We start from the raw sequence: 25775 nt of genomic DNA, 5'->3' as shown, positions 1-25775 counted from the left end.
ACTCGCTTCCCTTTCTCATTTTAAACTTTCCTAACGGCCTTTGTTTTTTGATCAATATAACCTTTAAGCTCAACGGACATTTCATAACGTAAAAAAGGTGTAATTACATAAATACCGTTAAAATATTCGAGTGCTACATCGATTAAGGATTTAGCTATTTTTAAGCCTTCAGCAGTGGATTTTTGGCGATCTTCTCCACAAGCTGCCATAGCATCGCGAATTGTGTCTGTTAATTTTATTCCAGGAACTTCATTATGAAGAAATTCGGCGTTTCGACTATTAATAAGAGGCATGATTCCAATATATATAGGATGAGATAAATGTTTCGTTTCATTATAAAGTGCTTCAATTTGCTTTTCATTAAAAACCGGTTGTGTCATAAAATAGTCCGCTCCACTGTGGATTTTCTTCTCTAGTCGTTTAACGGCTTTATCTAAGTATTTTACATTCGGATTAAAAGCTGCACCTACAGAAAATTGCGAATTTTCACCCAACTCTTTCCCTGAAAATGAAATTCCCTCATTTAACTGCTTAATCAATTGAATTAATTGAAAGGAAGTTAGATCGTACACTGAAGTTGCACCTGGAAAATCACCGACTTTTGTAGGATCACCTGTAACAGCTAAAAGATCATTCATTCCTAGTGCATGTAAACCCATTAAATGCGATTGTAATCCGATTAAATTTCGATCTCGGCATGTAATATGAACGAGTGGGCGAGCATTTAACTGCTGCTTCACAAGTGAACCAAGGGCTAAATTATCTACACGTGGTGAGGCTAATGAGTTATCAGCAAGAGTGATTGCGTCCACACCAGACTTTTTTAACTTTTTAGCTCCTTGCATAAACTGTTGTGTATTTAATTGTTTTGGTGGATCTAATTCTACTATTACCGAAGGGCGTTCTTTCACAATTTCTTGTAAAGGCTTTTCTACTTTCGTATGAGCAGGCTTGATTGTTAGATGATGAAATTGGCGAACTACTTTTTTTGTTGCAGGTACTGCTTCTTCCTTTAATTTGGAAAAAGCAGCGATATGTTTAGCAGTCGTCCCACAACATCCACCGAGCAACCTTACTCCTTGTTCTATAAATTTTTTCCCCATTGTTTGAAAATAATCCGCATTCGACTGATAAAAAACACGCCCATCACGAAAATCTGGTAAACTTGCATTTGGATAAGCAGCTAAATAGCCTTTTTTAGGAGTAGGCACAAACTCAAATGAACGAAGCATATGATAGGGTCCCATTCGACAATTTAAACCGACAACATCTGCACCATGTTGATACAATTCATCAAAAGCTTCTGTTACGGAAATACCTCCATTTAATACACCGATTTCTCCTAACGATACATTTGTAATAATTGGCAAATCCGTTAAACTTCTCATAAGATTAGTTGCCATTTTTGCTTCTTCTAAATCATAAAATGTTTCGAGTAATAAACCATTTACTCCCGATTCAAGTAATACTTCTGCTTGCTCCTTAAATACGTCTTTAACAACTTCGAGCTCCACTTCTTCTAATTGAAATCTTCTAATTCCACCAATCGTTCCAAATACAAACGTCCCCTCTTTTGCCGCTCGTTTTGCTAGTTGGACACTTTTGTGATTAATATCTCTCACTTGTTTCTCTAACCCATATTTCTCAAGCTTAACAGCATTAGCAGCATAAGAATTTGTTTGAATAAGGTCTGCTCCAGCGTTGACATATTGTTCATGTATGTTAAGAACAATATCCGGTTGTGAGCAATTGAGCTCTTCAAAGCATTGATCAATACCAATTGCATATAGTTGAGTTCCCATTGCTCCATCGCCGATCATAACTTTAGACTGTAGTTGAGTTAAGAATGACAAGACACTGTCACCTCTCTTTACTTATATTTAATATTTTCTTTGACAAAATGAAACGCCTGTTTTAAATCAGCTATTAAATCTTCTGCTTCTTCAATTCCGACGGAAAAACGTAACAACCGATTACATACACCGTTTGCAATGCGAATATCTTCTGGAATATCCATATGCGTTTGCGTTGCAGGGTAAGTCATTAAACTTTCCACCCCGCCTAAGCTTTCAGCAAATGATACTAATTGTAACTGTTGGAGAAAAGGATTAACCCATTCTTCATGCTCAATTCGAAACGAAACCATTCCACCTTTTCCAGGATATAATACTTCATGAACTCCTTCCTCGCTTACTAAATAATTGACAATTTCTTTGGCGTTCTCTTGATGCTTCTTCATTCGTAATCCTAAGGTTTTCATACCTCTTATTAGTAACCAAGAATCAAATGGTGATAAAATAGCTCCGACACCATTTTGGTAATAAAAATCTTCTCACAAAGTTCCTCACCTTTAGCAACGATTAACCCAGCAATCACATCATTGTGGCCTGCTAAGTATTTCGAGGCACTATGAATAACGATATCAGCTCCTTCTTCTAACGGACGTTGAATTAATGGCGTATAAAACGTATTATCGACGATCAATAATAAATCATGTTTTTTTGCGAATACTGCTAATTCACTAATAGACGCTTCCTGCATAAGTGGATTAGTAGGTGTTTCAATAAATAGTGCCTTTGTTTTATCGGTCAAACATGCTTCTACATTCCGTAAATCTCGTGGGTCCGCATATGAAAAATGTAAGCCCCAACGGTTCCATCCCTGTTCAAACAAGCGATATGTACCACCATACAAATCTTTTGATGCAATAATTTCATCTCCCGATTCAAAAAGAGAAAATACCGTTTGAATGGCAGCCATTCCTGAACTACATGCAAATCCACGATCCCCTTTCTCTAAACTAGCAATCGCCTGCTCTAATACTTCTCTTGTTGGATTTCCCGTACGAGAATAATCATAGCCCGTTGACTCACCAATTCCAGTATGACGATACGCCGTTGAAAAATAGACAGGAGTATTAATTGTTCCTGTTCTGTCTTGTGATCTATTCCCTATTTGTACAAGCTCCGTTTGTAAATGTCTGTTTTTCAATTTAATAACCCCCAATTCAAATGTGATAACTCAGAATAATAGCTTTAATTAGAAAACACCTTCTTCAAAATAAGAAGAAGGTGTCTAATAGTCAATCAGCTCTTCTTCTTATCTCTCAAGTCAATTGTGACTTGTTGGAATTAGCACCTGACCTTTTGGCTGGTTGCTGAGACATCATAGGGCCATTCCCTCCGCCTCTCGTGATAAGAAATCAACATATTGTGTTTTAATAAAAGTACAATACTTTTGAAAAGAATGCAAGGGGCTATCCCCTACTTTTTATAAAAATATCCATCATACGTTTCACACAGGAAACAAATGAATGGATTGAGGTAACATAAAATATTTAGTCTATTCAAGAGTAGCATCTGTATGTAATTGTTGATCATTATCACAGACACAGCGTTTAAATCCTGTTTCAAACTCACCATTTTCTTTTAAGTGACCTCGTAGAATATACTTTTCTCCACAAATTAAACAACGAATAACAATTTTGTATCGTTCTTTGTGCATCATTAGTGATCCCCTTTCTAAATATCTAATTGATGAGCTCGTTTCATTTTCGTTATCGCTATCCACCATAATAACAGCATAAATGGAATCGTGCCAAAAAGAAAATACATCTCAAATAAAATGATAATATAATCATATGTTCCGTGTAGAAGCACGGGGAATAATAACGCTAGCAGTAAATTTTTATACTTTCCAGTTTTTTCTAATTTACTACGTCCAAAATAATATCCCATAATTACACCATATAACGCATGACTTGATACAGGAAATATAGCACGCCCTAATGCTGCGTCTAGACCATTTGCTAACAAATAAAACACATTTTCTAATGTGGCAAAACCTAATGAAAGAGAAACGGCAAATACAATTCCATCATAACGTTTTGTAAACGTTGCATGCTGATATGTAAAAATATATAAAAGAAACCACTTAAAAAATTCCTCAACAAAGCCGTAAAGGATAAATGTCCTTAGTAAAGGTTGGATAAAGTAACCTTCTGCCAAAAAAGCATATTGTAAAACCATCACTGGAAACACTAATAAAGCACCAACAAAAAATGTTTTTAATATAAAGCCAATTGTTGTTCCACTATAGTGATTTCTTAAATAAAAATATGATAATAATGCCAGACCTGGAGCTATAGCCGCAGTTATAAGTGCTATCATTTTAAACCCTTTCTCTTATACCTATTTAGCTATTGGACATAGCAAAGGAAAATACATTTCTCCTATGTGCCTCAATCTTACAAATTGATACAACATTTTGATCAACCAGCTACCCATAAACAACACTATTTTGCTATACTAAATAAGATAAAGTTAAATGGAGTTGAATTGTTACATTGAAAAAAATACTTATAGTTAACACTGGCGGAACAATAGCTATGCAAGAAAATAATTTCGGAACCTCTTTAAAAGATGATATAAATCCATTATATGCAACGATTGAATCGCTATCAACAATTGCTTCGATCATTGTCGATGATTTCCTAAATATTCCGTCTCCACATATGACACCAGCTTTAATGGTTCAATTAGCTGATCGGTTAATCGAACGTGTAAAACAAGATCAACTAGACGGGGTTGTCGTTACACATGGAACGGATACTCTCGAGGAAACAGCTTACTTACTCGATTTATCACTTAATTGGGATATACCAGTAATTGTCACTGGGGCAATGCGTTCAAGTAATGAGGTTGGTGCTGACGGGCCACACAACTTACTTTCAGCAGTGAAAGTAGCATCATGTGATGACGCAAAAGGTAAAGGTGTACTTGTTGTATTAAATGACGAAATTCACACGGCGAAAAATGTTACAAAATCACATTCAAGCAATATTGCAACATTTCAAAGTCCACAATATGGTCCCATTGGAATTGTGACGAAAAGAGGTGTTCGATTCCACCACACGCTAACTAAACGAGAATGCTTTAAGCTTACATCCTTATCAAAAAATATAGCCTTATTAAAAGCTTATACAGGAATGGATCCACTGCTTATTGAAGTGATTGCAAATACGCAGATCGATGGCTTAGTGATCGAAGCTTTTGGACAAGGGAATCTCCCACCTGGTTTAGTAGATCCAATTCAAAAACTACTATCGAAAAACATTCCTGTCGTCCTAGTATCACGTTGCTTTAGTGGAATTGTTCAAGATGTTTATTCATATGAAGGTGGGGGACGAATACTAAAAGAATTAGGTGTCATTTTTGCAAATGGCTTAAATGGACCAAAAGCACGTCTCAAATTAATGGTTTTATTAGAGCACACAAATGATCTTACTAAAATTCAAAAACAATTTGAATAAGAACATATATTTGTAAAGCGTCGGCGGGAATCTTTACAGGTTTACAGTTTCGTATAATCCATGTATTAGGAGTTTTAGCCGACGCCCTTTTTCGACACATTCATTTTCAGTTTTCGTTAAAACAGTTCAGTCTATCCGTAAGTTGATACGATATGATTGGCAATTGCTTCCCCATGAAAGCGCCCATTTTCGATAAATATTTCATTTGCATTATTACCTGCTGCAATCACTCCTGCTATAAATAAACCTGCTATATTTGTTTCCATTGTATCTGGATGGAAATATGGTCGACCTGTCTCCTTTTCAACCTTTACACCCATCGCTTCAATAAAACGATGATTCGGATGATAGCCAGTCATAGCAAATACAGCATTGGCAGGTACTTCAAAACTGCTTCCACCAACTTGATATTTAACAGTGTCCTCAGTAATTTCCTTAACGTCAGCGTTAAAAACCATCTTAATTAATCCATGCCGGACTAATGAATCGAATTCAGGCAAAATCCAAGGCTTTACGCTACTAGAATATTCATTTCCTCTGTATAAATTCGTTACACGTGCCCCTGCTTTTTGCAATTCCAACGTAGCATCTACAGCTGAATTTTTACCACCAATAACAACAACATCCAAATCAAAGAAAAGGATGAGCTTCTTTAAAGTAATGATGAACATGATCTAATGTTTCGCCAGGTACGTTGAGCATATTAGGTGAATCGTAATATCCTGTCGCAACGATAACGAAGTTTGCTTCATATTTATCTTTTGACGTTTCTATTATAAACTTTTTATGTTCTTTTTTGACCTTTAATACGCACTCATATTTATTAATACGTATATCTTTCCTTCTCACGACGTCACGATAATAAACTAACGCCTGATTACGTTTTGGCTTTCTCTCTTCCGTTAAAAAAGCGACATCGCCTATTTCTAACTTCTCACTAGTACTGAAAAACGTTTGATGAGTTGGATACCGATATATGGAGTGAACGACATTTTCTTTTTCAATGACTAACGTTCTTAACCCTTTCATTTGGCAAGCAATTGCCGCTGCTAATCCGCATGGACCAGCACCAATAATAATGACATCTTCTCTTTTCATAAATACCACCTACTACATAAAAAGGAGTGCCATACTTGGCTTCTCCTTTTTTTCTTTTTAGTATATCAAACTAATAACTTCCACGGAAACGTTGTGCTTCCATTAGTAAACGTAAGCTATACATATAAGACGCTAATTGTAAATCAACCTTCCGGCTATTCGCCAAATATGAAACATCTTCAAAGCTTTGAACCATTATAGCCTTAAGTTTTTGTTCGACTTCATCTGCAGACCATCTATATCCTTGCTTTGCTTGTATCCATTCTAAATTCGAAATGATTTCATTTCCGACAGTTGCTAATAGGTTCGGAACAATAACCACACCTTTTTGTGTAAGTTTGTTTGTCTGCGATAGCGTCATAAAATGATTCGTCGCTTCAATAACAATTGAGGCATCGAGGTTTTCAAAATTAATCGCCTTCATGTCTGGTTTTTCACTCGCTAATAATAATACATCACAAGTTTTTTCTCTTAATTCCTCGACCGAAATTGATTTTTTAAATAATTTTGTGACAGTACCAAAGCTGTCGCGGCGGTCTAACAAATAATCGATATCCAAACCATCTTCCTCATAAAGACCACCATACTGGTCTGATAACCCAACAACTTTTGCCCCTTTTTGATGAACATATTGTGCAAGAAAACTTCCAACCTTACCAAATCCATCGATCACAATACTCGTATCCTGTAAATTAAGTTGATTTCGTTTTAATGTTTCGTTAATTGTCGTTATCAAACTAATGGCCATAGCTTTCTCACGACTATATGTACCACCAAGTTCGTAAGGTTTGCCCATGATGACACAGTTTGCATTTTCGTTAAAATAGCTTAATTCATCGTACATCCAAGCCATCATTTGTGTGTTGGCTTGACCTTCAGACGTTAATATATCATTATGATTTATAGTACGTCCGTATAATGCACGGATATAACTTCGGCTTAATCGTTCCATTTCACGGTACGACAGTTCGCGTGGATCGCAAACAATTAATCCTTTCGCTCCAGCAAAAGGAAGGTTTGCTATACCGGTTTTTACACTCATCATCATCGCAAGTGATTGCACGTCGTTTTCATCATAATTTGGATGACAAATAACCCCCCCCATCGTTGAACCTTTTGCTAACGTATGTTGGACACGATACGCTGTAAATAATCGACACGTTCCATCATCAAGTTTCAAAGGAAGGTTTACTCTCATTAATTGAGCTGGCTCTAATAAAAAGAAATAATCCTTTTCCGTATAGCCTAGCTTGTCTAAAGCGGTCGCATACTGCTCTTTCGTTACTAAAAGTACGTCATTTTCATTCGTACTTTCATTCATCATTAACATCTTCAATTTCACCTCAAATGAGTTATACAAAAATCAATATTCATCTCAATCTAATATAATCAATGCCTCAATGAATTTCCACAGTTTATTAAATTTTTAATAATAAAAATAATGAAATTTTGCATAAAAATAGCCAAAAAAAGAGACTGATGTTATTCAGTCCATTAAACTCTTTAAATAAAGTGCAAAACGATTAATTCAACGGCATTATTTTCGATGATACACTTTCCGTATTCTCTTACAAGGTGAATAGACGCTGTCGCGATTGTTCCATATTCGGCTAACAAAGCTATGACTGCATCTTCTAGTTCTATATCTATATCGAATTCATCGAAAGCTAAGTAGTACTTTTCTTTAAAGCTATATAAATCACCACTTTTAATCCCTAAAGCATGAAGCCGCTTTGATAAGGAAATCAAATTTTCAAAATCATCAAACACATAATAAAAGTCGTTCATTTCATCTAAAGTTACTTGCATTTCAATATAACCATCTTCAAATTCGTCTTCTGTCCATTCGTCTACATCACATTTTGAAACGACAATAACCATTCCTTGAGATGGCACTGCAAAAACCTCTACTGCTATAGGACCATCTATCTTAAAACCAAGCTCATCATCTGCTTCAATCATCATATCGCGAAAAAGATCGTGAACCTTAGGTAAATCCTTCCAAAGGTCATCCTTTTTTATCCCTCGATCTTTCATATCATCATTGGATAAATATGCTTTAAATTTATTGGGATTTAATCGTTCTAAACGCAACATTTTCACCCTCCTTACTTTCTGTCAATTCGTATCAAAACCTCCACACTATACGGTATGATTAAATGAAATAGAAGGTTCGACATTGACAACGGTTCAAATGTAAATCAATATAAGATTTAGTTTTATTAGCGTCCCCCAATTCCTTGTGATTACTCTTAATGAAACAGAATGGGTCTTAATCATTTACATGTTGTAAAAATCCTCTTGTACGAATACCATCTCTTCTTACGTAGGTACTCACTTCGATTTCAATAATTGAATTTGTAAACTGCTCATTCCAGTCATCCTTTATTTTTTTAAATATAGGATATTGCTGACGTTGGAAGATTTCACCGAAACCTAAAATATCTACTCCAAATTCAGACTTTATCTCCTCAATCAGCGTATGTAAATCTTTAGTAAGTTGTTCCGAAACTAACTTTTCGTAACGCTCATATGTATCGACTTCATCTAACGGCAGACCACACTGATTATCGCTTATTTCTCCTTCTAAGACTATCGTTACGTTAAAATGAGGTACGCCAGCATGATAAGAGGATTCAACACTTGTATTAGAATGGAATATATGACCTGCAATAAAGTCATCACTCGTCTCACAAGGGGTGCTATAAACGGTTTCATTTACTTGATTTTTTAACCAAAGTAATAACCTTGTTTGTTCTAATGACAAAAATCCTATCAAACGATCTTTTTTAAATACGCCAGCACCATCAAATTCAACAACCGCAGGAAGATCTAAGGAATGATTTCCCTCCACAGTATTCATTTTTCCCACATCCCCTGTAATAGTTACAACACCTGCTATAGGTTCAATACCGTCTGTTGTTAATGAGTTAACCCAATCGGTTAAAGTAGAATCGGGAAATCCCCCCACCTTTCCTTAACCGTTTCAAATTGATTGAACAACTTTAAAGAAGGAACCTTATGAACTGGATAAGCTGTTTTAACAACATCCGATGCTTTTACACCTTTTGATACTAGAAGTATAAAATCACTGCGAAAACGAGCATCCTTTTCAATATATTGTAAGTATGGACCAATTCCTTCTCGTGCTAAATTCTCATCAATAATAACGGTCTGTAAATGAGAAAAAACTAAATTCCGTGCAAGACCTTTGTTCATTTTATTTAACAATTCGCTCATTGTTTTTCCTGTGTCACTATAGGTGATGACAGGCGTAAATCCTTCAGCTTGTTGACTAAGTTCAGGAGAATTGACAACTTCTACTGTTAACGTAATATCACCTGATGTCTCTTTTTCTAACGTTATTCCAGAAACAATTGAAACCTCATTTATCTCCTTTCGATCCCAACACCCTGCTAAACTGCATACGATTACTATGATACAAAGCCATTTCCATCGCTTCATGATTCGCTTATGACCCCTTATTTTTCTTCATTTTTTTAGAAGTCGATTTCACTTCTGAATTTGTTGCTAAATAACTTGGACGACGATTGTACATAAATATCGGCAGGCGAAAGAAAATATCTTTTTGATCCTCAATGATAAATGGACCCATTGGTGTTAAATACGGGACACCAAATGAACGTAAATGAGTTAAATGTACGATCATCATTAAAAAGGCAATTAAAGTACCTAGTAAGCCAAATATTCCTGTAATAATGATTAAAGCAAATCGTAACAACCTTAACGCATTGGCAAATGAATAGACAGGTATTACAAAACTAGCCATAGCCGTTAACGCAACAATGATAATAAGAATATGTGATACAATACCAGCTTCTACTGCCGCTTGTCCGATAACCAATGCTCCAACAATCGAGACAGTTTGCCCAACAGCTCTCGGCATTCGTACTCCAGCTTCTCGTAAAATTTCAAAGGTTAACTCCATGATCAAAATTTCTACTACAGCTGGGAAGGGTACCGTTTGTCTTTGGGCTTGTACACTTATTAACAAATTAGTCGGTATTAATTCATGATGAAACGTCGTTACGCCTATATAAAAAGAAGGGAGAAGTAACGCAATTAAAAAGCCGACATAGCGTAGTACACGCAAAAACGAACTCATCATAAACCCTTGGTAATAATCTTCACTAACTTGAAAGAAATCCGTAAAAACAACTGGTATCAATAAAACAAACGGACTACCATCACATAAAATAGCGATTTTGCCTTCGGTCAAATTTGCTGCTGCTGTATCTGGTCGATCTGTATGGTATACGGTCGGGAAAGGCGTTATCACTTTGTCACTAATTAATTCTTCAATATTAGCCGAATCAAATATCGCACTAATATTTATTGACTGTAACCGTTCTTTTGCTTGCTTCTTTATATCTTCATTCGCCACACCGTCTAAATATGCCATACAAACCGTCGTCTTTGTATCTTTACCAAGGATAAACTTTTCAAAAATTAATTGTTTATTTTTAACTTTCTTTCTTAACAAGCAAATATTTGTACTGATCCCCTCGATAAAGCTCTCTTGCGGACCCCTCACAATGGTCTGGGTTTCCGATTGTTCAATTGATCGTTCAGCATTATGTAAAACATTAATCGCTAATGCTTTCTTTGTACCACCAAGAAAAAGAATGGCGTATCCTGATAATGCATAATAAATGACTTCATGTTTATACGATAAATATTCACAATCTTTACTACTAAAGAAATGTTGACCAAGTTCGGTTATAGTATCGACATTTTTCCCAAACTGATTAATCATCGAGATTGTATCTGTAATTGATTCAGATATTTTTTCTAGATTAACCATTGTAGTAAAATATAAAACTCCACCTATTTTATTATGAATAAAAAAGGATTCAAAATAAAAATCAAAGTTTTTTCCTAATAACGTTTGAAACATTTCCTTTGTTTCATCAATTGTCTCTGGAAGTGCTACTTTCTCCTCGCCATTAAGAATGGAATCAGGTGTAGTACTCTCATTTGGCTTATTCAATCTCATCGATTCCATTACTTGCTTAAAAATGTTCATAAAGATTGCCCCTTTTTCTCATTTTTTTAATGGCTAATAGAAGAAAAATGCATGTCGGTATAATAAATTGGAAAGGGATATGCAATACATATGGCACTAATTGTAGCCCTTCTTCAAAATGCTCGGCAACATTACTTGCAATAACAATGGAATAATAAGAAATGAGCATTCCTATCGGAAGTACTAGATCACGATAATGTACGTTAAATACAAATTGCAGTCCTTTTATAGACGCTAGGAAAAATACACTTACTTTAATAAAAATACCTGTAGTTAAAATAAATACTACGAGAATATCGACTCTTTCGAAAAAACCTAAAATATTGATTTCTCTTGCCGCAACTAGTAAAGGAAATAACGAACGTCCTTTTAAATCAACGCCTAATACTGTTATTTGAATTAAATCTGATAAAAGAATGAGCATACCAGCACAAAGGATAGAAGAAACACTAATTTTCCCAACATAAGAAATGTGATTTGTGGATGCCATAAATACGGTGAAAACAATTAACTCACCATAAGGAAACGTAAGGAGAGTTGGAAAGATAGCCTTTAATATAGGTTGAAAGCCTTCCGCAAAGATTGGTTGTAGATTTTGGAAATCCATTTCCCCACTTACAAATAGTAACAGAGCTATAAATAAAATCAGGCCAACAATATAAGGTACAACAATTTCCGTTACACGACCGAGTATTTCTAACCCTAAAAATACGGTATACGTTACTAATAGGATCATCATGATAGAAACGACTTCAATTGGCGTAAGTGGCATAATTGTAACGCGCATTAATTCCGTTAAATCTCTAATATTTCGACTTGCTAAGTAAAGAAAATAGATAACATAGCAAAAAATAATGGTTCCCCCAAGATAAGTACCAAACTGATCCTTTATAAGTTGGTATAGGTTTCGATCACCACCATAGCGAATTAAATAAAAGTAAGCGATAACAATTAAGCTTCCTAAAATAATCGCAATCAATTCAGCTATCCAAAAGTCCTGTTTTGCTTCTTCACCAGCACCAACAACTACGGCTGTACCCATTAAAAAACAAGCATGAGTACAAATATTTGCCATAATGATATTTTTTCATTTTCATTTGCTTTCATTTTGAACCTCATTCTTATGTTTTTTCCGATTATTTACATCGATCCAAATTGCACTAATTATTCCTATAATGCTTCCAACTACAACAATCATACGTTTCGTTCCCATCTCAATTAAATAAATATAAGTTAAGCTTTCCCAAAATGTTTGTTTCATTATAAATGCATTAAATGCTGTCGATAGAAGCATTAAAGCCAAAAATACGAGAAGATATATTAAGGTAACCACAGTATCACCTCACTGAATTCGTACTTTTATCATCTCACAACAAATGAAAAGTATGTTATTATTTAGAATTGATTTCATCTCATTCCGAATCATTCCGAATTTGTTATAAAGAAAGATCGATGTTCAATCGAATTCAACAACTACCAGCTTTTATTTCTTAAATATTTTTCGCACAATAAAAAAGGTTGTATCGAAAGGTGTCATTTGCACCTCTTGATACAACCATAGCTTTAAGTACTAGCGGCATTCATTCGTACTATTTAAAGGAATTAGATAAAAATGCGATTGTTGCTTTTCCTAATGCTTTTGCGGCGACAAGCATCGCACGTTCATCTATATCGAATTTAGGATGATGATGCGGGTAAGATGTTCCTTCTTTCTTTCCTGCTCCTGTAAAAAAGAAAACACCTGGTACACGTTGTAAATAATAGGAGAAATCTTCCCCTCCCATAACGGGATCCATTTGCTCCACTTTAACATTCTGTAAGCTTTCATTCATCAACATTGCAAATTGTTCTGTTATATGATGATCATTTACAACAGTCGGATAACCCTTTATATATTGAAAAGAATATGTTGCCCTCATGGCATCGCATATACCTTTAATAACTTGCTCCATACGTTCAATAAGATAATTTTGGATGTCAGCATCAAATGTGCGAACGGTACCTATTAATTGAGCCTGATCAGCGATCACATTAAAAGCATTTCCAGCATGAAATGAGCCGACAGAAAGAACTGCAGATTTTAGGGGATCTATATTTCGACTAACTAATTGCTGTAATTGTGTAACGATAGAAGTTCCCACTGTAATAGCATCAACTGTCTCATGTGGCTTGCCCCATGACCACCTTTCCCATAAATGGTTAATTCAAAACGGTCTGCCGCTGCCATAATAGCCCCTTGTCGGTAACCAATTGTTCCAAAGGGAAATGAGCTCCATACATGTGTACCGAAGATGACATCTACATTTTGTAGACAGCCATCCTTTATCATTTCAATCGCTCCACCAGGTGCTAATTCCTCTGCAAATTGATGTATAAGGACAATTGTACCTGACAGCTCAGCACGAATTTCCATCAATGCCTTTGCTAAAACGAGTAATGTTGCTGTATGTGCATCATGCCCACACGCATGCATAACACCAGGATGTTGAGATGCAAACGGAAGATTTGTTTCTTCCTGTATAGGTAATGCATCAAAATCAGCTCTTATTGCAACGGTTTTACCAGGATGCCCTCCTTTGATATAACCTAACACTCCACGTCCTCCAACATTTCTCCTAACTTCAACTCCTATATTTTCTAAGAAATCAGCTATCATTTGTGGAGTTTTCACTTCTTGAAATGAAAGCTCAGGAAATTGATGCAGCTGTCGCCTTATTTGAACCATTTCAGGATATAATTCTTCTAATCTTTGAAACAATTGCTTCTCCATCCCATCCCTACTTTCTACACGAACTCACTGTTATAAAAAAGGAGCGTCTTAAAAGGGGCTAGACCCTTTTAGACACCCTACACCTGCCTACATAAATGTTCATTATTCAGTATGCTCAGATACCTTTAATAAGTATATGGCCATCGATACCGCTAACCCTAATGCGATAAATCCAAAACCTAAAATTGCAACTAATTGAATCGCAGACATCTTCTCTCACTCCTTACACTAACTGATCACTCACATAATGATATTAAAATTATAGCATAATACATCACAATCATAAATGATGATTGTGACAATATATAAAGAATACTATATAACAATTCTCGAGAAATGGTCATTGAAATTGAATGACATATTGGATATACTTAATCCGTAAGCGCTTCCACATAAAATAGAAAGGATGCTTAATGATGAAATTAATAAAAGTTAAAAATTATTCAATTGTCACAACTAATGAGCTTTCATACAATTATCGTCTTGGGTTACCTATAGAAGTGTTTTGTCTACATACAAAAAGAACGATTGCATTCGGTCGCATCCAAATTTTAAATGATGATTTCATTCAAATCCACGGTCATCAATACAACCGAAATTCGTATTTATTTTTCGGAGCTATTAAACTAGAAAAAAGCTCCTAACCTCACTTAAAATATAAATTTATATCATGATTTGTTTTTAAATATTGAAATACGTGTTCTCGAGCTTGCCATCCAGTATCTTCTTCCCATAATTCTGAGTTGCGATCAATCAATTCCTCTCGAAGTTCTTCGTACTCTTTTTCCGTTTTGATCGTTTTCTTATGGAAATATTGCAGTAAGAGTAAATTAAACCCAATTAATAACAGTGCAAAAATGAACAATGTTTCATCGGTTAATTGCGTTAAAATTGAATAATGAAACGAAAAAGCAGGTTGAGAAAATGTAAAATAACTGATTGCTAGTAATAATAATAGAAGGAAACATGTTCCATAACCACAATACGTTTGATAGTTCTTCCATTTCTCAACCTTGGATTTCCTTTCGATTAATTCCTTAAGCATAATCTTAATTACCGGACTAGCTTGATAATCCTCTATACTCCAATCAGTAACATTTTTCATTCATACCACCTCTATAAAGATGGTATGTCCTAATTAGCAAATTTAGAATCATCTATAGCCATTTTGGTAAAGCTAATGCCGCGAAAATTAATAAAAAAACAAAACTAGGAATATCCTTATTAGGATAAAACGAAACCGCAACTTTGATTTATTATTTCTCTTTCTAGATTTGCGTTTATGCATTCTACTCCTTGGAGGTAATGATTGTTCATTCGCACTAACGTGTTCACGTAATGATTCAGCTTGAGCATTTATATCATTGTTCAAAATTTGTACCCCCTTATTATATTTAAATAGTTCATTGATTAAATACTTTTCTTTAAGTGGTTTTGCCACGTGATAGGTAGTTCATTTGAGATTTCATCAGGATATTGTCGACAATATTTAACTATATCGAATTTACAAATATCACAACACTGATTTACTTTTTTTTGATTATAGTCTTCTGAGAAATATCGTAGCAAGTGTGCTCGGCGGCAAGAAGTATTCATTACATACGTTTCAACTTCCCTCCATTTTTTCCGCTTTGCTATTACTCTATTTTCTTGTAGCTTCAGTAGATTATCTACCGTATCCTTTAAATCAAAGGAGACAATCTTTGTGTGTGAAATTATATTGAATTTCTCCAAATGATATAAAATAATCCTCCATGCTGTTTCACTACAATCTGCTTCTAACAAAATTGTTTCAACAGGAATGTCATCAACATATTCAAAAGATAATAGTCGCTTAAGAATAATCGTAAGCTGTTCTTTTGAAAGAAATTCTTTTTCCAATAAGTTTTTAGCTAATCCTCTATCTTCTTCACTATAAAGAGCTATCGCGACACTCGGAGATTGATCTCTCGCTGCTCTACCTATTTCTTGAACGTAGGCTTCTAACTCAATTGGCATATGAAAATGGATAACATAACGAATATTTTTTTTATTAATGCCCATTCCAAATGCACTTGTACAACAAATGAGATCGATTTCTTCTCTCATAAATTGCTCTTGAATTAAAAGCCGATCTTCTGTTGATAATCCTCCATGGTAATAAGCAATATGTTTGCTACCGTCACTAATCAATTGGTCATACAAGATTTGTGTCCATTTCCGGCTCGAACAATAAATCATACCTGGGCCTTCTAGTTGATGAACAAGTTCCTTTACTCTCTTTACTTTTTCATCGTTTGAGTATAAGTGTTCAACAGACAAAGCTATTTCGGGTCGATCAACCGAATAAATAAAACGATCTACTTGATTTAGAGACAATTTCTCCATCAAATCTTCTTGTACTTGCTGTGTAGCAGTAGCTGTTATCGCTAAACAGGGCGGATTGCCTAATCTTTTAATAATATCACCTAAACGCAAATAATCTGGTCTAAAATCTTGCCCCCATTGCGAAATGCAATGAGCTTCATCCACGACAAATAAGGATACGTTTACTTGCGATAACTTTTTTTCTAACTGACGATGTTGTAACATTTCTGGCGATAAATAGACCAATTTATATTGAGACAAATGTTTAATCGTTTGAATACGTTCTTCTTTTTTTACAAAACTATTTATTGCTACTACCTTTTTTATTCCAATCGATCGTAGCTCCTGTACTTGATCTTCCATTAATGATAATAAAGGTGAAACAATGATCGTCAAACCTTCTGACAATAAAGCTGGTAATTGATAGCAGATTGATTTCCCCGTACCTGTAGGCAACACGGCAATAACATTTCTTTTTGCCATTAACGATTTAATAATTGGTTCCTGGCCTTTACGAAAATGATTATAGCCAAAATATTTCTTTAAAGGTATTTTATAATCCATTTTGTACCTTCCTTTTTGCCATTACGAGGCGAATGATAAAATAACTATACTCATCACCTAATCTATTTTTTATTAAACGTAATTTAGTTGTTTTTAGCTGATTGACACAGTCGAATATTTTCTGCTCTATTTCTTCTGAAACAAAAGAACGATATTGAAAGGAAAGATCAGAATGAGCAATTTCAACAATATGGTCTTCAATTGTGCTTATTTTTAATTGACGCCTATCTTGGATTTCCTCCAAACTAATTCCTTTTTGAAGCAATTGATAAGTTTTTCGTGCTGATTCTGTTAAAGGGGCTTGAGTGTTTACACCATCTAATAAATAATTCAAGATGGGGAAAGTTTCTGAGCATTGAGCTCGCTCACAGATTTTATGCATAACAGATTTATGTAGCAAAGCAACCGTATCTTCTGTTCCATCTATTCGATGTGCAATTTGCTTTTTCGTCAACCCTATTTGATGTTTACTTGACAATTGCAAGGAAAAAGCGAGTGCTTGTTTTTTTACACAATCTTCTAAAATTGTTAATAGCTCGTGATGCAAAGAAGTAAACTGTTCTTTTTGGGCTAGTTCATTTTTAGGAATGTGGCTTTTAACCCACTTTTGTATACTTTTCTGTTGGGTTAACGGATAAAATCTTGATTCTTTCTCAAGTAAAAATGATAACGTTTGGACGTACAATACAAGTCTTAACCAAACAATTTCTGTCCATTTATCATATTTCCATCCATTAAAGTCATGGATAAAACGATAATTCTCTAGATTATGCTCATACATCCGCATCCCTAAATTCGTTACTTGCACTCGTTCTTTCTCATGCCATTCCAAATACTTATATGCAACTAACTTCTTAACTTCATTTAAAAACTGCTCTCTTGATAATGGTAAAATCCCAAAATATCCTGACATATTAAAGATTGTCCCATCTTGAATTGTCTGAACTGATCTTTTACCTTGTAATAAGTGATAGGCGCCATATATAGATCGTTCCCCATTTAATGCCTTTAGAACCGTTAGAATGACAAATTGTTTTTCATCCACGACACATTCACCTACTTCGTTTTGCACTTGTATCTATTGTATCAAAAACCCACTAAAAAAGCGGCTCAATTATTCGTAATCACAAGAAGGAATAAAAGATCATTATTCGATCAGATTGTGACAAAATAAAAACGATTAACTATTTTTGAACGAATATGTTGAAATGTTGACTATTACGTTTTACAATAAGTCATTAGGGAAACTTATTCAACATTGTTATAAAAGAACACTTATTCGTTGCTTTGGATAAGGTAGTATAGATATAGATAAAATGGAGGGTTTTGAAAAATGGCGAAATATACAATTGTTGATAAAGATACGTGCATTGCTTGTGGTGCATGCGGTGCTGCAGCACCAGACATTTATGATTATGATGATGAAGGGATTGCATTTGTCATTTTAGATGATAATCAAGGAACAGCTGCAGTTCCAGATGAATTAGAAGAAGATATGATTGATGCTCTTGAAGGTTGTCCTACCGACTCCATTAAAGTTGCAGACGAATCATTTGATGGTGATCCACTTAAATTTGAATAACATTCACATAACAAAAGGTCATCTCAATGATGACCTTTTGTTATTACAGTGACAATCCTTCCAATGCGAGTAGACAATTATTTGACCATACCTCTGCAAAATGACGTGGTGATAGAGGGTTTACACCTACCCCAACTTCAATAGTAAACCCTGGTCTTCTAAAATGTTGTATAAACCAATCTTTATAGCCTCCATCGCTATCAGCTGTTTTAACCGGAACATAGGAGCTAACGTAGGAAAGTCGCTTAACCATATCTTCACTAACCTCTGGTTCAAAATCATTGTAGCCCCAATATATAACTTGTCCTTGTGAATGAAAAGCTAATACATAATCAAATTGATGTTTGTTTGTAAAGTGATAAATGGCCTTGGCTTCAGGTTCTGATAATGGTTTTTCCCCACTATAATACCTTGACCAAGGGACTTTAGGGCTTTCCTCTGCTTCTTTTTCCCAACCTGCTGGCCATTGGTGATTAAGGTCAACTCCTCTAATATTGCTAGACCAATGATCAAAGCTCTTCATCCCTTTATTGATATCAAGAACTTTTTTGTAAAAAGGATGATCCTTATAAATTCCTTGCTGAACCAATTCTATTCCGTCCGGATTAACGATCGGAACAACAAGTAATGTCACATCTTCTAATATATGTTTAATATTATAATCATACCAAGTTTCGTTTCTGCTCTTTTTTTCTGCTAATAAGTACATAAAATACGACAATAATTTACTTGTTAACCATTCATTCGCATGCCAGCCACCTGAATAAAATACTTTTTTCTTCCCGCTTCCGATTGTAAAGGCGTAAATGGCTTATTCATGACAGAATACCCAATCACCTCACTTTTCACTCCATTATTTTGTAGCTTTGGAATGGAACGCTCTAAGTCAAATTGGTTAAATTCTGTCAATCCTTCCCAATCCATTTGATCATTTTTCACTGAATCTTTAGGAACATATAATTTCATACCTGGATACAAATATTGATTCTCTGAATAAACATCACGATTAAATAACAAAATATCGACAGGACGAATGCCATATTGAAAAGCAACTTTCCTAATTGTCTCGCCATATTGAACAATATGTAACATTTTTTTTCCTCCTTCCCTAGTTATATATGTTTTTCATTGTCATTTATGCTCTTTACACTTGTTTCTTTTAAACACTAATTGACATAGTGGTAACGTTTATGTTAAATTATCAAACAATTAATACTATTTTTTATCCTACATTATTAAATAAAAAATAGTTACTTATACATAACAGAAACGATGATGAAGAAAAACGGAATGTGAAACCAATTTCAGAGAGCTAGTGGTTGCTGAGAACTAGTTTGGTTCCTTTTTAGTAAGCCCTTCGGAGTTCATGTACTGAACCATTTTAGTAGGTACATACGGTTAAACCGTTATCTTTGAGATGATTCTCACTAAGTTGCGTTAAGCAAAAATGAGGGTGGCACCGCGGTTACAACCTTCCGCCCCTCACGACACACGTCGTGTGCTGAAGGTTTTTTGTTGTAACGCTTTCATTTGTTTAAGAAAGACGCTTTTAGCGGTTTCTAATTATAAAAATCAATGAGGAGTGTAGAGAATGAACAAAGATGAAGCTGTTTTCCATATTTTAGTTTCTGACAGCATGAGTAAAGAAGGACTTTTACCTTTACTAGAAAGTAGCAATGTTCGTTGTATTGAAAAAAATGTAAATGATGTCGAAGATTTAACAATTTTTGATGCATTACTTGTTCGTAGTGCAACAACTGTTAATGCAGATCTGTTAGCAAAAATGCCGAATTTAAAAATTGTTGCACGTGCTGGTGTTGGGGTAGATAATATTGATTTAGATGCCGCAACAAAGCATGGTGTTGTTGTTATCAACGCTCCTGATGGTAATACGATTTCAACTGCTGAACATACATTTGCAATGATGATGTCATTAATGCGGAATATTCCTCAAGCGTATGCATCCATTAAGGCTGGTGAGTGGAATCGTAAAGCATTTCAAGGTTTTGAATTACGTGGTAAAACACTTGGTATCATCGGCTTTGGACGTATTGGTACCCAATTAGCGAAACGGGCAAAGGCATTTGAAATGTCATTACTCGTATTTGATCCATTTTTAACAAAAGAGCGTGCAGAAAAGGTTGGTGTAACAACGGCATCACTTGATGAGGTCCTTGCCGAAGCTGATATTATAACGGTTCATACACCACTTACAAAAGAAACAAAAGGCCTTTTAGGCATGGAGAATATCGCCAAAACGAAAAAAGGTGTATTCTTAATTAACTGTGCTCGTGGCGGTATTATTGATGAGCAAGCACTAAAAACTTATTTAGAAAATGGACATGTTGCTGGTGTCGCATTAGATGTATTCGAAGAAGAACCCGTTGTCGATCAAGAATTAATGTCTTACCCGGGTGTAATTGCTACACCACATATTGCCGCCTCTACTTTAGAAGCACAATTGAATGTAGCTGCACAAGTCTCAGAAGAAGTATTGCGCTTCTTACAAGGCGAGCCTGTAAGTAATTCAATTAATTTGCCTACATTATCGAAAGAAGTTTACAGCAAAGTGAAACCATTTTATGATTTATCGAAAAAAATGGGAAATATCCTTTCACAAGTTATGCGTACACCTGTTCAAGAAATTGACGTTCAATATGGTGGCTCAGTAACTGATTTAGAAACATCTATTATTACGCGCAGCTTGATGGCAGGCTTTTTACAGCCTCGTGTTGATGCTGGTGTCAATGATGTAAATGCCAGTTTAATTGCCAAAGAGCGCGGCATTACTTTTGGTGAAAAAACGATGAGTCAAACGTATGGCTATGCTAATATTATTCATGCTGTTGTTCGAGGTGAAGACCGAACATTTGAGCTAAAAGGAACGTTTATTAAAGAATACGGTCCGCGAATTGTCAATATTAATGGTTTCAATGTAGACTTTACACCAGAAGGTCATCTTATTTACATTCAACATAATGACCGACCTGGTGTCATCGGCCGTATGGGACAATTATTAGCAAAGCATGACGTCAATATCGCAACAATGCAAGTAGGCCGAAAAGAAGAAGGCGGCGAAGCTATCATGATGGTTGCTGTTGATAAACTTGTCGATCAATCTGTTATTGATGACCTACTGCAAATTGAAGATATACACTTTGCTGATACAATTGAATGTTAATATTATAGCTTTTAAAGAAAATGACGGAATGTTTTCGTCATTTTCTTTTTTTAGTAAGATTAGCAACTAGCTCATTACATAAGTATCGCTATTCTATTAATCATGATCGATAAATAAATCTTCTCCTACAATAATTTCGTCTGATTCCAATGAATTTAATTCCATCACGTGTTCGACTGTTTTTCATAATGATTTGCAATCGCTGTTAGCGTGTCCCCTTTTTTACATTATGTACCGTTCTCGCTGGATATAAATGTAGTTGTTGATTTACATAAATGAGTTCATTATTCAACTCATTCCATTCCATTATTTGATCAATCGTTACACCATTGGAATTTGCCAAGCTCCAAAGCGTATCTCCTTTTTGTACAGTTATTGTCTTATTAGCTGCTTCATTTTGATGAGAACTAGCTGGGACCGCTTCTCCACGTTTCGGCTGTAATGAAGCATATATATGCTCTGGCTCTTGCGATAAAACAATTAATGGGTCAATGGCCTCTGATTTATCTACATTCCAACTTGCATGATGAACTTCAAAGTGTAAATGATTTCCTGAAGAACGTCCTGTTGATCCTACGGTACCAATTAATTGTCCTTCAACGACAGGTTGTCCTTCTTCTATTAAACGTTCATGAAGATGAGCGTATACGGTCTCCATCTCATCGTCATGATTAATAAATACTACATTTCCGTATGTATCAGAATAATAGGAACGTGAAACGACTCCATTAGTTACTGCCACGACATATGTTCCTTCATTTGCAGCGATGTCAATTCCGTAATGGTAGCCATCTCTCGTTCCAAAAAAATCTGTTATTTCACCGACTGTTGGCCAAATGAAATTTTCCTTCCACTCGGTTGGCACATTTTCCGTCTCGGCTGCAATTGTATAAGTTGTGCTGAAAAATAAAATACCTAAAAAAGTAGCAATCCCTAATACAATACATAACCTTTTTATTATATCGATCATTATATCCTCCTCCAAACTTTGACAATGACTGTACTATCATATGAAGCTTGACCGATTTTATGCTTTTTATTCAACAACGCCGGATTGAACTATGTCCAAATTGAGGCGTACATCGAAACGTGCAGACGGGTAAATCGTTTCACGCCACAATGATGCATCCCAATCTCTCGTTTTGCTTCGATACAATTCTCCGATCCCTACTGGATCGATATCTTGATCTCTGAAACGTTCAAGCATATCGATTATTTGTGCTTCAAGCTTTTCACTAATTTTCTTTTCATAGTACTCTACAATTTCAGTATTTTCAAAATTAAATTGTCCACTATCGTCTTGAATCTCACCATCAATATGAATGTCGAAAATGAACAGAGGACTTTCCCCCGTTTTGTCAACATTTCTCTTTACATTACTATTAATTTTTTCAATAACTATATAAACTGAATTACCTTCCTCATCTAGTATTTCAAATTGTTTCGTCGCTCTTCTTGTTACAGACGTTAACGTTTTTAAAAGAAATGACTCATCTAAGCCAATGTCAGAATGATAATACTGACCGGAAAACAATGCTGTACCAACAATACGAGGATGATCTTCTTTAATGCCTAAAATTGGAGCAAAGGGATCTCTTCCGTCATTATACATGCTAAATAAAAATTGATGCATATTTGTCATTGGGATCGTATTTAAATCCATATTATGCTGAACCAAATCGGGAATAAACACACCAGCCAATTCTCCCCCCCCCATTTCGATTTCTAACATTTTCCCTGCCTGATTTCCTGCAACTACCCCAAGCAATATTCTATTTCCAACTGAGGGATCACGATACATACTATCTAAAAAAGGTTCAACTCCTTGTTTTGCTAACTCATCACCAAACAACATAATTCGTGCTTGTCCATATTTCAATGGCTTTTGTGAGCGTCGATTGAGTAAAATATTTGTACCTTTTGTCGTTTGCCCTTCTGCAGAAATGGTCCCTTGTTGTAACAAGCTTTCTTCCCCTTGTTCAACAAAGGTAGGAAAGTTAACTGTGATCTTTACAAATTCCTCTTGATCTGATTTATCAATGGCAATTACTCGTATAAGAGACACCTCATCAACGACACTCGTTTCTAGACAAGAAGTTAGAATTAATAAAAATAGGAATAAGTAGCTAAAGCGAAGTACTCTGCCCATGGCTCTTCCTCCTTAATTTCAATACGAGTGTTTGTAATACCGTTAAGAACGGAATATATACGTATATAAAGTAAAAGCCTACATCACCAATGATATTATTGTACATTTTAATTTCCTCACGAGATGGGAGCATCAGGCAGACAGCTCCTGTTATAATGATTGCGATAATCAAAGCCTTCCTTTGACTCATCTTAAATACTTCTTTTCCACATCTAGAGGCAGCCCACAAGAGCACTCCTATATTTGGTGCAATTAAAAACATCCACAACGAAATACCTACATACTCAAAACGTTCTAAAAAAGGCAATTGAACAACTTTAAATAACGTTAAAGTTGCCCAGATTGTTTTATTCAACTGTTCCTCACTGTAAAAGGCTAAACTAACAATCATTATCACTAAATAATTAAAGGTTGTTAAAAAACTCCTAGTTGAGACCATTTTTGAGTATCTTCTTTATTTTTTAAGAATGGGTAAAAAAGGAGGAGGAGTTCTACTCCTATGAAACTTAACGTAGCTTCTTTTGCTCCAAGAAATAGCTCCTCTACAGAATGCTTCATAATCGGCAACATGTTAATGAATTGAGCGTATTCTAATGGCAATACAAGCGTTAGAAATAAAGGTATCGGTATGATCACTCCAAAAAACGCTAAACCAACAACCGTACGAAATCCTCCAGACACGACATAATAGAAGAAAACCATTGCGATAAGTGTAATTCCCCATGTCGATAAATCAGGAAATACCCATACTTGAACGATTTCAACATATGATCGTAATACAGTGATCGTCAACCCGATAAAATATAGTGCAACAAGAAAGCTTAGTGCCTTCCCTAACCATTTACCGAACAATTGTTCATGTATATGCATTAAGTCACCATCAGAACGCTTCAATAATAAATACATGCAAGCTACGATGAGATGTAACGAAATACCTGAAATTAAAATTGAAATCCATGCATCATAGCCAGCAACTTTGACAACTGTCCTTTGAAAACCTAACATACCAACACCGACTTGAACGGAATGAATCAGAAATAATGCCAAAAACCCTGAAACTAAATATTGCTCTTTAATTGGCTTCATGCATTTCCCCCCTACTCATCAATGTCATTTTTATGTGTTGCTCGTTTAAAATTAAAGCGACCACTATCAAGGGGGCGCATAAATATCGGTCTTTTTGACATTCTGTTAAATGGTAAACGAATAAATGCATCCTTCCAATCAACCATTCTAGGCGGGAAAATAGGTTCTAAATAAGGTCTACCAATTGATGTAAGCCTTACTAAATGGATCAAAATATACAAACCACAAAACGCAACACCAATTGCACCCCAAAAAGCAGCCATAAACAAAATTGGAAAGCGGATGACCCGAATTGTATTGCCCATTTGATATATGGGTGTCGTAAAAGAAGCAAGTGCCGCTAATGCGACGATAATGAGGAGAATGTTACTTGTTAAACCTGCTTCAACTGATGCTTGCCCGATAACAATCCCCCCAACGATCCCAATTGTTTGTCCTACTTTTGTTGGTAATCTTGCACCGGCTTCACGTAAAAGCTCAATTGTTAATTCTAAAAAGATGGCTTCAATAATCGGTGGAAATGGAATATTACTTCTTGAAGCAATAATTGTTGCTAGTAAATCTCTTGGAATAAGCTCATAATGAAACGTTAAAACGGCAACATAAATCGGTGTAGCAAAAACAGAAAAACAGAACAGCAC

22 protein-coding genes, 4 pseudogenes, 1 riboswitch and 1 other annotated feature are annotated in these 25775 nt (G+C 35.3%); of the genes and pseudogenes, 4 read left to right on the top strand and 22 right to left on the bottom strand.

Annotated elements, in window-relative coordinates; all coding sequences use genetic code 11:
- Nucleotides 1-20: 20 nt before the first annotated feature.
- From JCM19034_RS01670 to prsW, 4 genes and pseudogenes are all read right to left on the bottom strand, one after another.
- Nucleotides 21-1853 carry a bifunctional homocysteine S-methyltransferase/methylenetetrahydrofolate reductase gene (locus JCM19034_RS01670; RefSeq protein ID WP_082393676.1) on the bottom strand — a complete coding sequence of 611 codons (1833 nt, stop codon included), beginning with the start codon at nt 1851-1853 and terminating at the stop codon, nt 21-23.
- Between the two features lie 17 nt (nt 1854-1870).
- A pseudogene (locus JCM19034_RS01665) lies at nt 1871-2991 on the bottom strand (methionine biosynthesis PLP-dependent protein).
- 105 nt (nt 2992-3096) lie between these two features.
- Nucleotides 3097-3201: riboswitch (SAM riboswitch) on the bottom strand.
- Nucleotides 3202-3342: 141 nt separating this feature from the next.
- The gene (locus JCM19034_RS22135) at nt 3343-3507 is read right to left on the bottom strand and encodes a hypothetical protein (RefSeq protein WP_197276323.1); all 165 of its coding nucleotides are present in this window, start codon (nt 3505-3507) and stop codon (nt 3343-3345) included.
- Nucleotides 3508-3521: 14 nt separating this feature from the next.
- Entirely contained in the window at nt 3522-4169 is a 648-nt protein-coding gene (prsW, locus tag JCM19034_RS01660) for a glutamic-type intramembrane protease PrsW (RefSeq protein ID WP_062046764.1), read from the bottom strand.
- A 176-nt stretch (nt 4170-4345) separates the two neighbouring features.
- On the opposite strand from prsW, the gene JCM19034_RS01655 reads away from it, so the two are divergent.
- Nucleotides 4346-5311 (top strand): asparaginase, encoded by a 966-nt coding sequence (locus JCM19034_RS01655; protein ID WP_082393675.1) that lies wholly within the window; start codon nt 4346-4348, stop codon nt 5309-5311.
- A 131-nt stretch (nt 5312-5442) separates the two neighbouring features.
- Here JCM19034_RS01655 and JCM19034_RS01650 read toward each other — a convergent pair.
- The 9 genes and pseudogenes from JCM19034_RS01650 to JCM19034_RS01610 all read right to left on the bottom strand — a co-directional run bounded on the left by JCM19034_RS01650 (nt 5443) and on the right by JCM19034_RS01610 (nt 14226).
- Nucleotides 5443-6409, bottom strand: a pseudogene (locus JCM19034_RS01650) (YpdA family putative bacillithiol disulfide reductase).
- A gap of 70 nt (nt 6410-6479) precedes the next feature.
- Complete coding sequence (locus tag JCM19034_RS01645) at nt 6480-7739, bottom strand: Glu/Leu/Phe/Val dehydrogenase (protein WP_062046759.1); 1260 nt, start codon at nt 7737-7739, stop codon at nt 6480-6482.
- A gap of 173 nt (nt 7740-7912) precedes the next feature.
- Nucleotides 7913-8506 carry a genetic competence negative regulator gene (locus JCM19034_RS01640; RefSeq protein ID WP_370621771.1) on the bottom strand — a complete coding sequence of 198 codons (594 nt, stop codon included), beginning with the start codon at nt 8504-8506 and terminating at the stop codon, nt 7913-7915.
- 175 nt (nt 8507-8681) lie between these two features.
- Entirely contained in the window at nt 8682-9380 is a 699-nt protein-coding gene (locus JCM19034_RS01635) for a Ger(x)C family spore germination C-terminal domain-containing protein (protein ID WP_062046758.1), read from the bottom strand.
- Nucleotides 9353-9874 carry a hypothetical protein gene (locus JCM19034_RS01630; protein ID WP_062046756.1) on the bottom strand — a complete coding sequence of 174 codons (522 nt, stop codon included), beginning with the start codon at nt 9872-9874 and terminating at the stop codon, nt 9353-9355. Before JCM19034_RS01630 ends, JCM19034_RS01635 begins: the two co-directional genes overlap by 28 nt.
- A 7-nt stretch (nt 9875-9881) precedes the next feature.
- Nucleotides 9882-11456: a spore germination protein gene (locus JCM19034_RS01625; protein WP_062046754.1), complete on the bottom strand. Its 1575-nt coding sequence runs from the start codon at nt 11454-11456 to the stop codon at nt 9882-9884.
- Entirely contained in the window at nt 11443-12498 is a 1056-nt protein-coding gene (locus JCM19034_RS01620; RefSeq protein WP_062046752.1) for an endospore germination permease, read from the bottom strand. The genes JCM19034_RS01625 and JCM19034_RS01620 overlap by 14 nt, the downstream gene beginning before the upstream one ends.
- 51 nt (nt 12499-12549) lie before the next feature.
- Nucleotides 12550-12789, bottom strand: a complete 240-nt coding sequence (locus JCM19034_RS01615; RefSeq protein ID WP_062046741.1) for a hypothetical protein — start codon at nt 12787-12789, stop codon at nt 12550-12552.
- A gap of 256 nt (nt 12790-13045) precedes the next feature.
- A pseudogene (locus tag JCM19034_RS01610) lies at nt 13046-14226 on the bottom strand (M20 family metallopeptidase).
- Between the two features lie 416 nt (nt 14227-14642).
- Here JCM19034_RS01610 and JCM19034_RS01605 point away from each other — a divergent pair.
- Nucleotides 14643-14870, top strand: a complete 228-nt coding sequence (locus tag JCM19034_RS01605) for a hypothetical protein (protein WP_062046739.1) — start codon at nt 14643-14645, stop codon at nt 14868-14870.
- Nucleotides 14871-14872: 2 nt separating this feature from the next.
- Here JCM19034_RS01605 and JCM19034_RS01600 read toward each other — a convergent pair whose 3' ends face one another.
- From JCM19034_RS01600 to JCM19034_RS01585, 3 genes are all read right to left on the bottom strand, one after another.
- Nucleotides 14873-15331: a DUF2663 family protein gene (locus tag JCM19034_RS01600; protein WP_062046738.1), complete on the bottom strand. Its 459-nt coding sequence runs from the start codon at nt 15329-15331 to the stop codon at nt 14873-14875.
- A 305-nt stretch (nt 15332-15636) separates the two neighbouring features.
- The gene (locus JCM19034_RS01590) at nt 15637-17136 is read right to left on the bottom strand and encodes an ATP-dependent DNA helicase RecQ (RefSeq protein ID WP_062046733.1); all 1500 of its coding nucleotides are present in this window, start codon (nt 17134-17136) and stop codon (nt 15637-15639) included.
- Nucleotides 17126-18181 (bottom strand): helix-turn-helix domain-containing protein, encoded by a 1056-nt coding sequence (locus JCM19034_RS01585; protein ID WP_062046732.1) that lies wholly within the window; start codon nt 18179-18181, stop codon nt 17126-17128. The genes JCM19034_RS01590 and JCM19034_RS01585 overlap by 11 nt, the downstream gene beginning before the upstream one ends.
- A 288-nt stretch (nt 18182-18469) precedes the next feature.
- Between JCM19034_RS01585 and JCM19034_RS01580 the strand changes: the two genes are divergently transcribed.
- Nucleotides 18470-18718 (top strand): ferredoxin, encoded by a 249-nt coding sequence (locus JCM19034_RS01580; protein ID WP_062046730.1) that lies wholly within the window; start codon nt 18470-18472, stop codon nt 18716-18718.
- Nucleotides 18719-18761: 43 nt separating this feature from the next.
- On the opposite strand, the gene JCM19034_RS01575 is transcribed toward JCM19034_RS01580, so the two are convergent.
- Complete coding sequence (locus JCM19034_RS01575; protein ID WP_231686790.1) at nt 18762-19511, bottom strand: M14 family metallocarboxypeptidase; 750 nt, start codon at nt 19509-19511, stop codon at nt 18762-18764.
- Nucleotides 19451-19810, bottom strand: coding sequence for a LysM domain-containing protein (locus JCM19034_RS22665; RefSeq protein ID WP_231686752.1), 360 nt, complete (start codon nt 19808-19810; stop codon nt 19451-19453). The genes JCM19034_RS01575 and JCM19034_RS22665 overlap by 61 nt, the downstream gene beginning before the upstream one ends.
- 171 nt (nt 19811-19981) lie before the next feature.
- Nucleotides 19982-20204 (top strand) — a binding site (T-box leader).
- A gap of 105 nt (nt 20205-20309) precedes the next feature.
- Here JCM19034_RS22665 and serA point away from each other — a divergent pair.
- Nucleotides 20310-21899 carry a phosphoglycerate dehydrogenase gene (gene serA, locus JCM19034_RS01570; protein ID WP_062046728.1) on the top strand — a complete coding sequence of 530 codons (1590 nt, stop codon included), beginning with the start codon at nt 20310-20312 and terminating at the stop codon, nt 21897-21899.
- Nucleotides 21900-22104: 205 nt separating this feature from the next.
- Here the strand turns inward: serA and JCM19034_RS01565 are convergent, their stop codons facing one another.
- The 4 genes and pseudogenes from JCM19034_RS01565 to JCM19034_RS23860 form a co-directional block, all read right to left on the bottom strand.
- Nucleotides 22105-22869, bottom strand: a complete 765-nt coding sequence (locus tag JCM19034_RS01565) for a peptidoglycan DD-metalloendopeptidase family protein (RefSeq protein WP_197276322.1) — start codon at nt 22867-22869, stop codon at nt 22105-22107.
- Nucleotides 22870-22935: 66 nt separating this feature from the next.
- Entirely contained in the window at nt 22936-24048 is a 1113-nt protein-coding gene (locus JCM19034_RS01560; protein WP_062046726.1) for a Ger(x)C family spore germination protein, read from the bottom strand.
- Nucleotides 24026-25053, bottom strand: a pseudogene (locus JCM19034_RS01555) (GerAB/ArcD/ProY family transporter). Before JCM19034_RS01555 ends, JCM19034_RS01560 begins: the two are co-directional and overlap by 23 nt.
- A gap of 92 nt (nt 25054-25145) precedes the next feature.
- Nucleotides 25146-25775, bottom strand: coding sequence for a spore germination protein (locus JCM19034_RS23860; protein WP_269431646.1), 630 nt, complete (start codon nt 25773-25775; stop codon nt 25146-25148).

The sequence above is a fragment of the Bacillus sp. JCM 19034 genome, assembly GCF_001310635.1.
In the GTDB taxonomy this organism is placed as follows: Bacteria; Bacillota; Bacilli; order Bacillales; family Bacillaceae_D; genus Halalkalibacter.
Note: the sequence above shows the minus strand (reverse complement) of the source record. Positions and strands in the feature narration are given on the sequence as shown.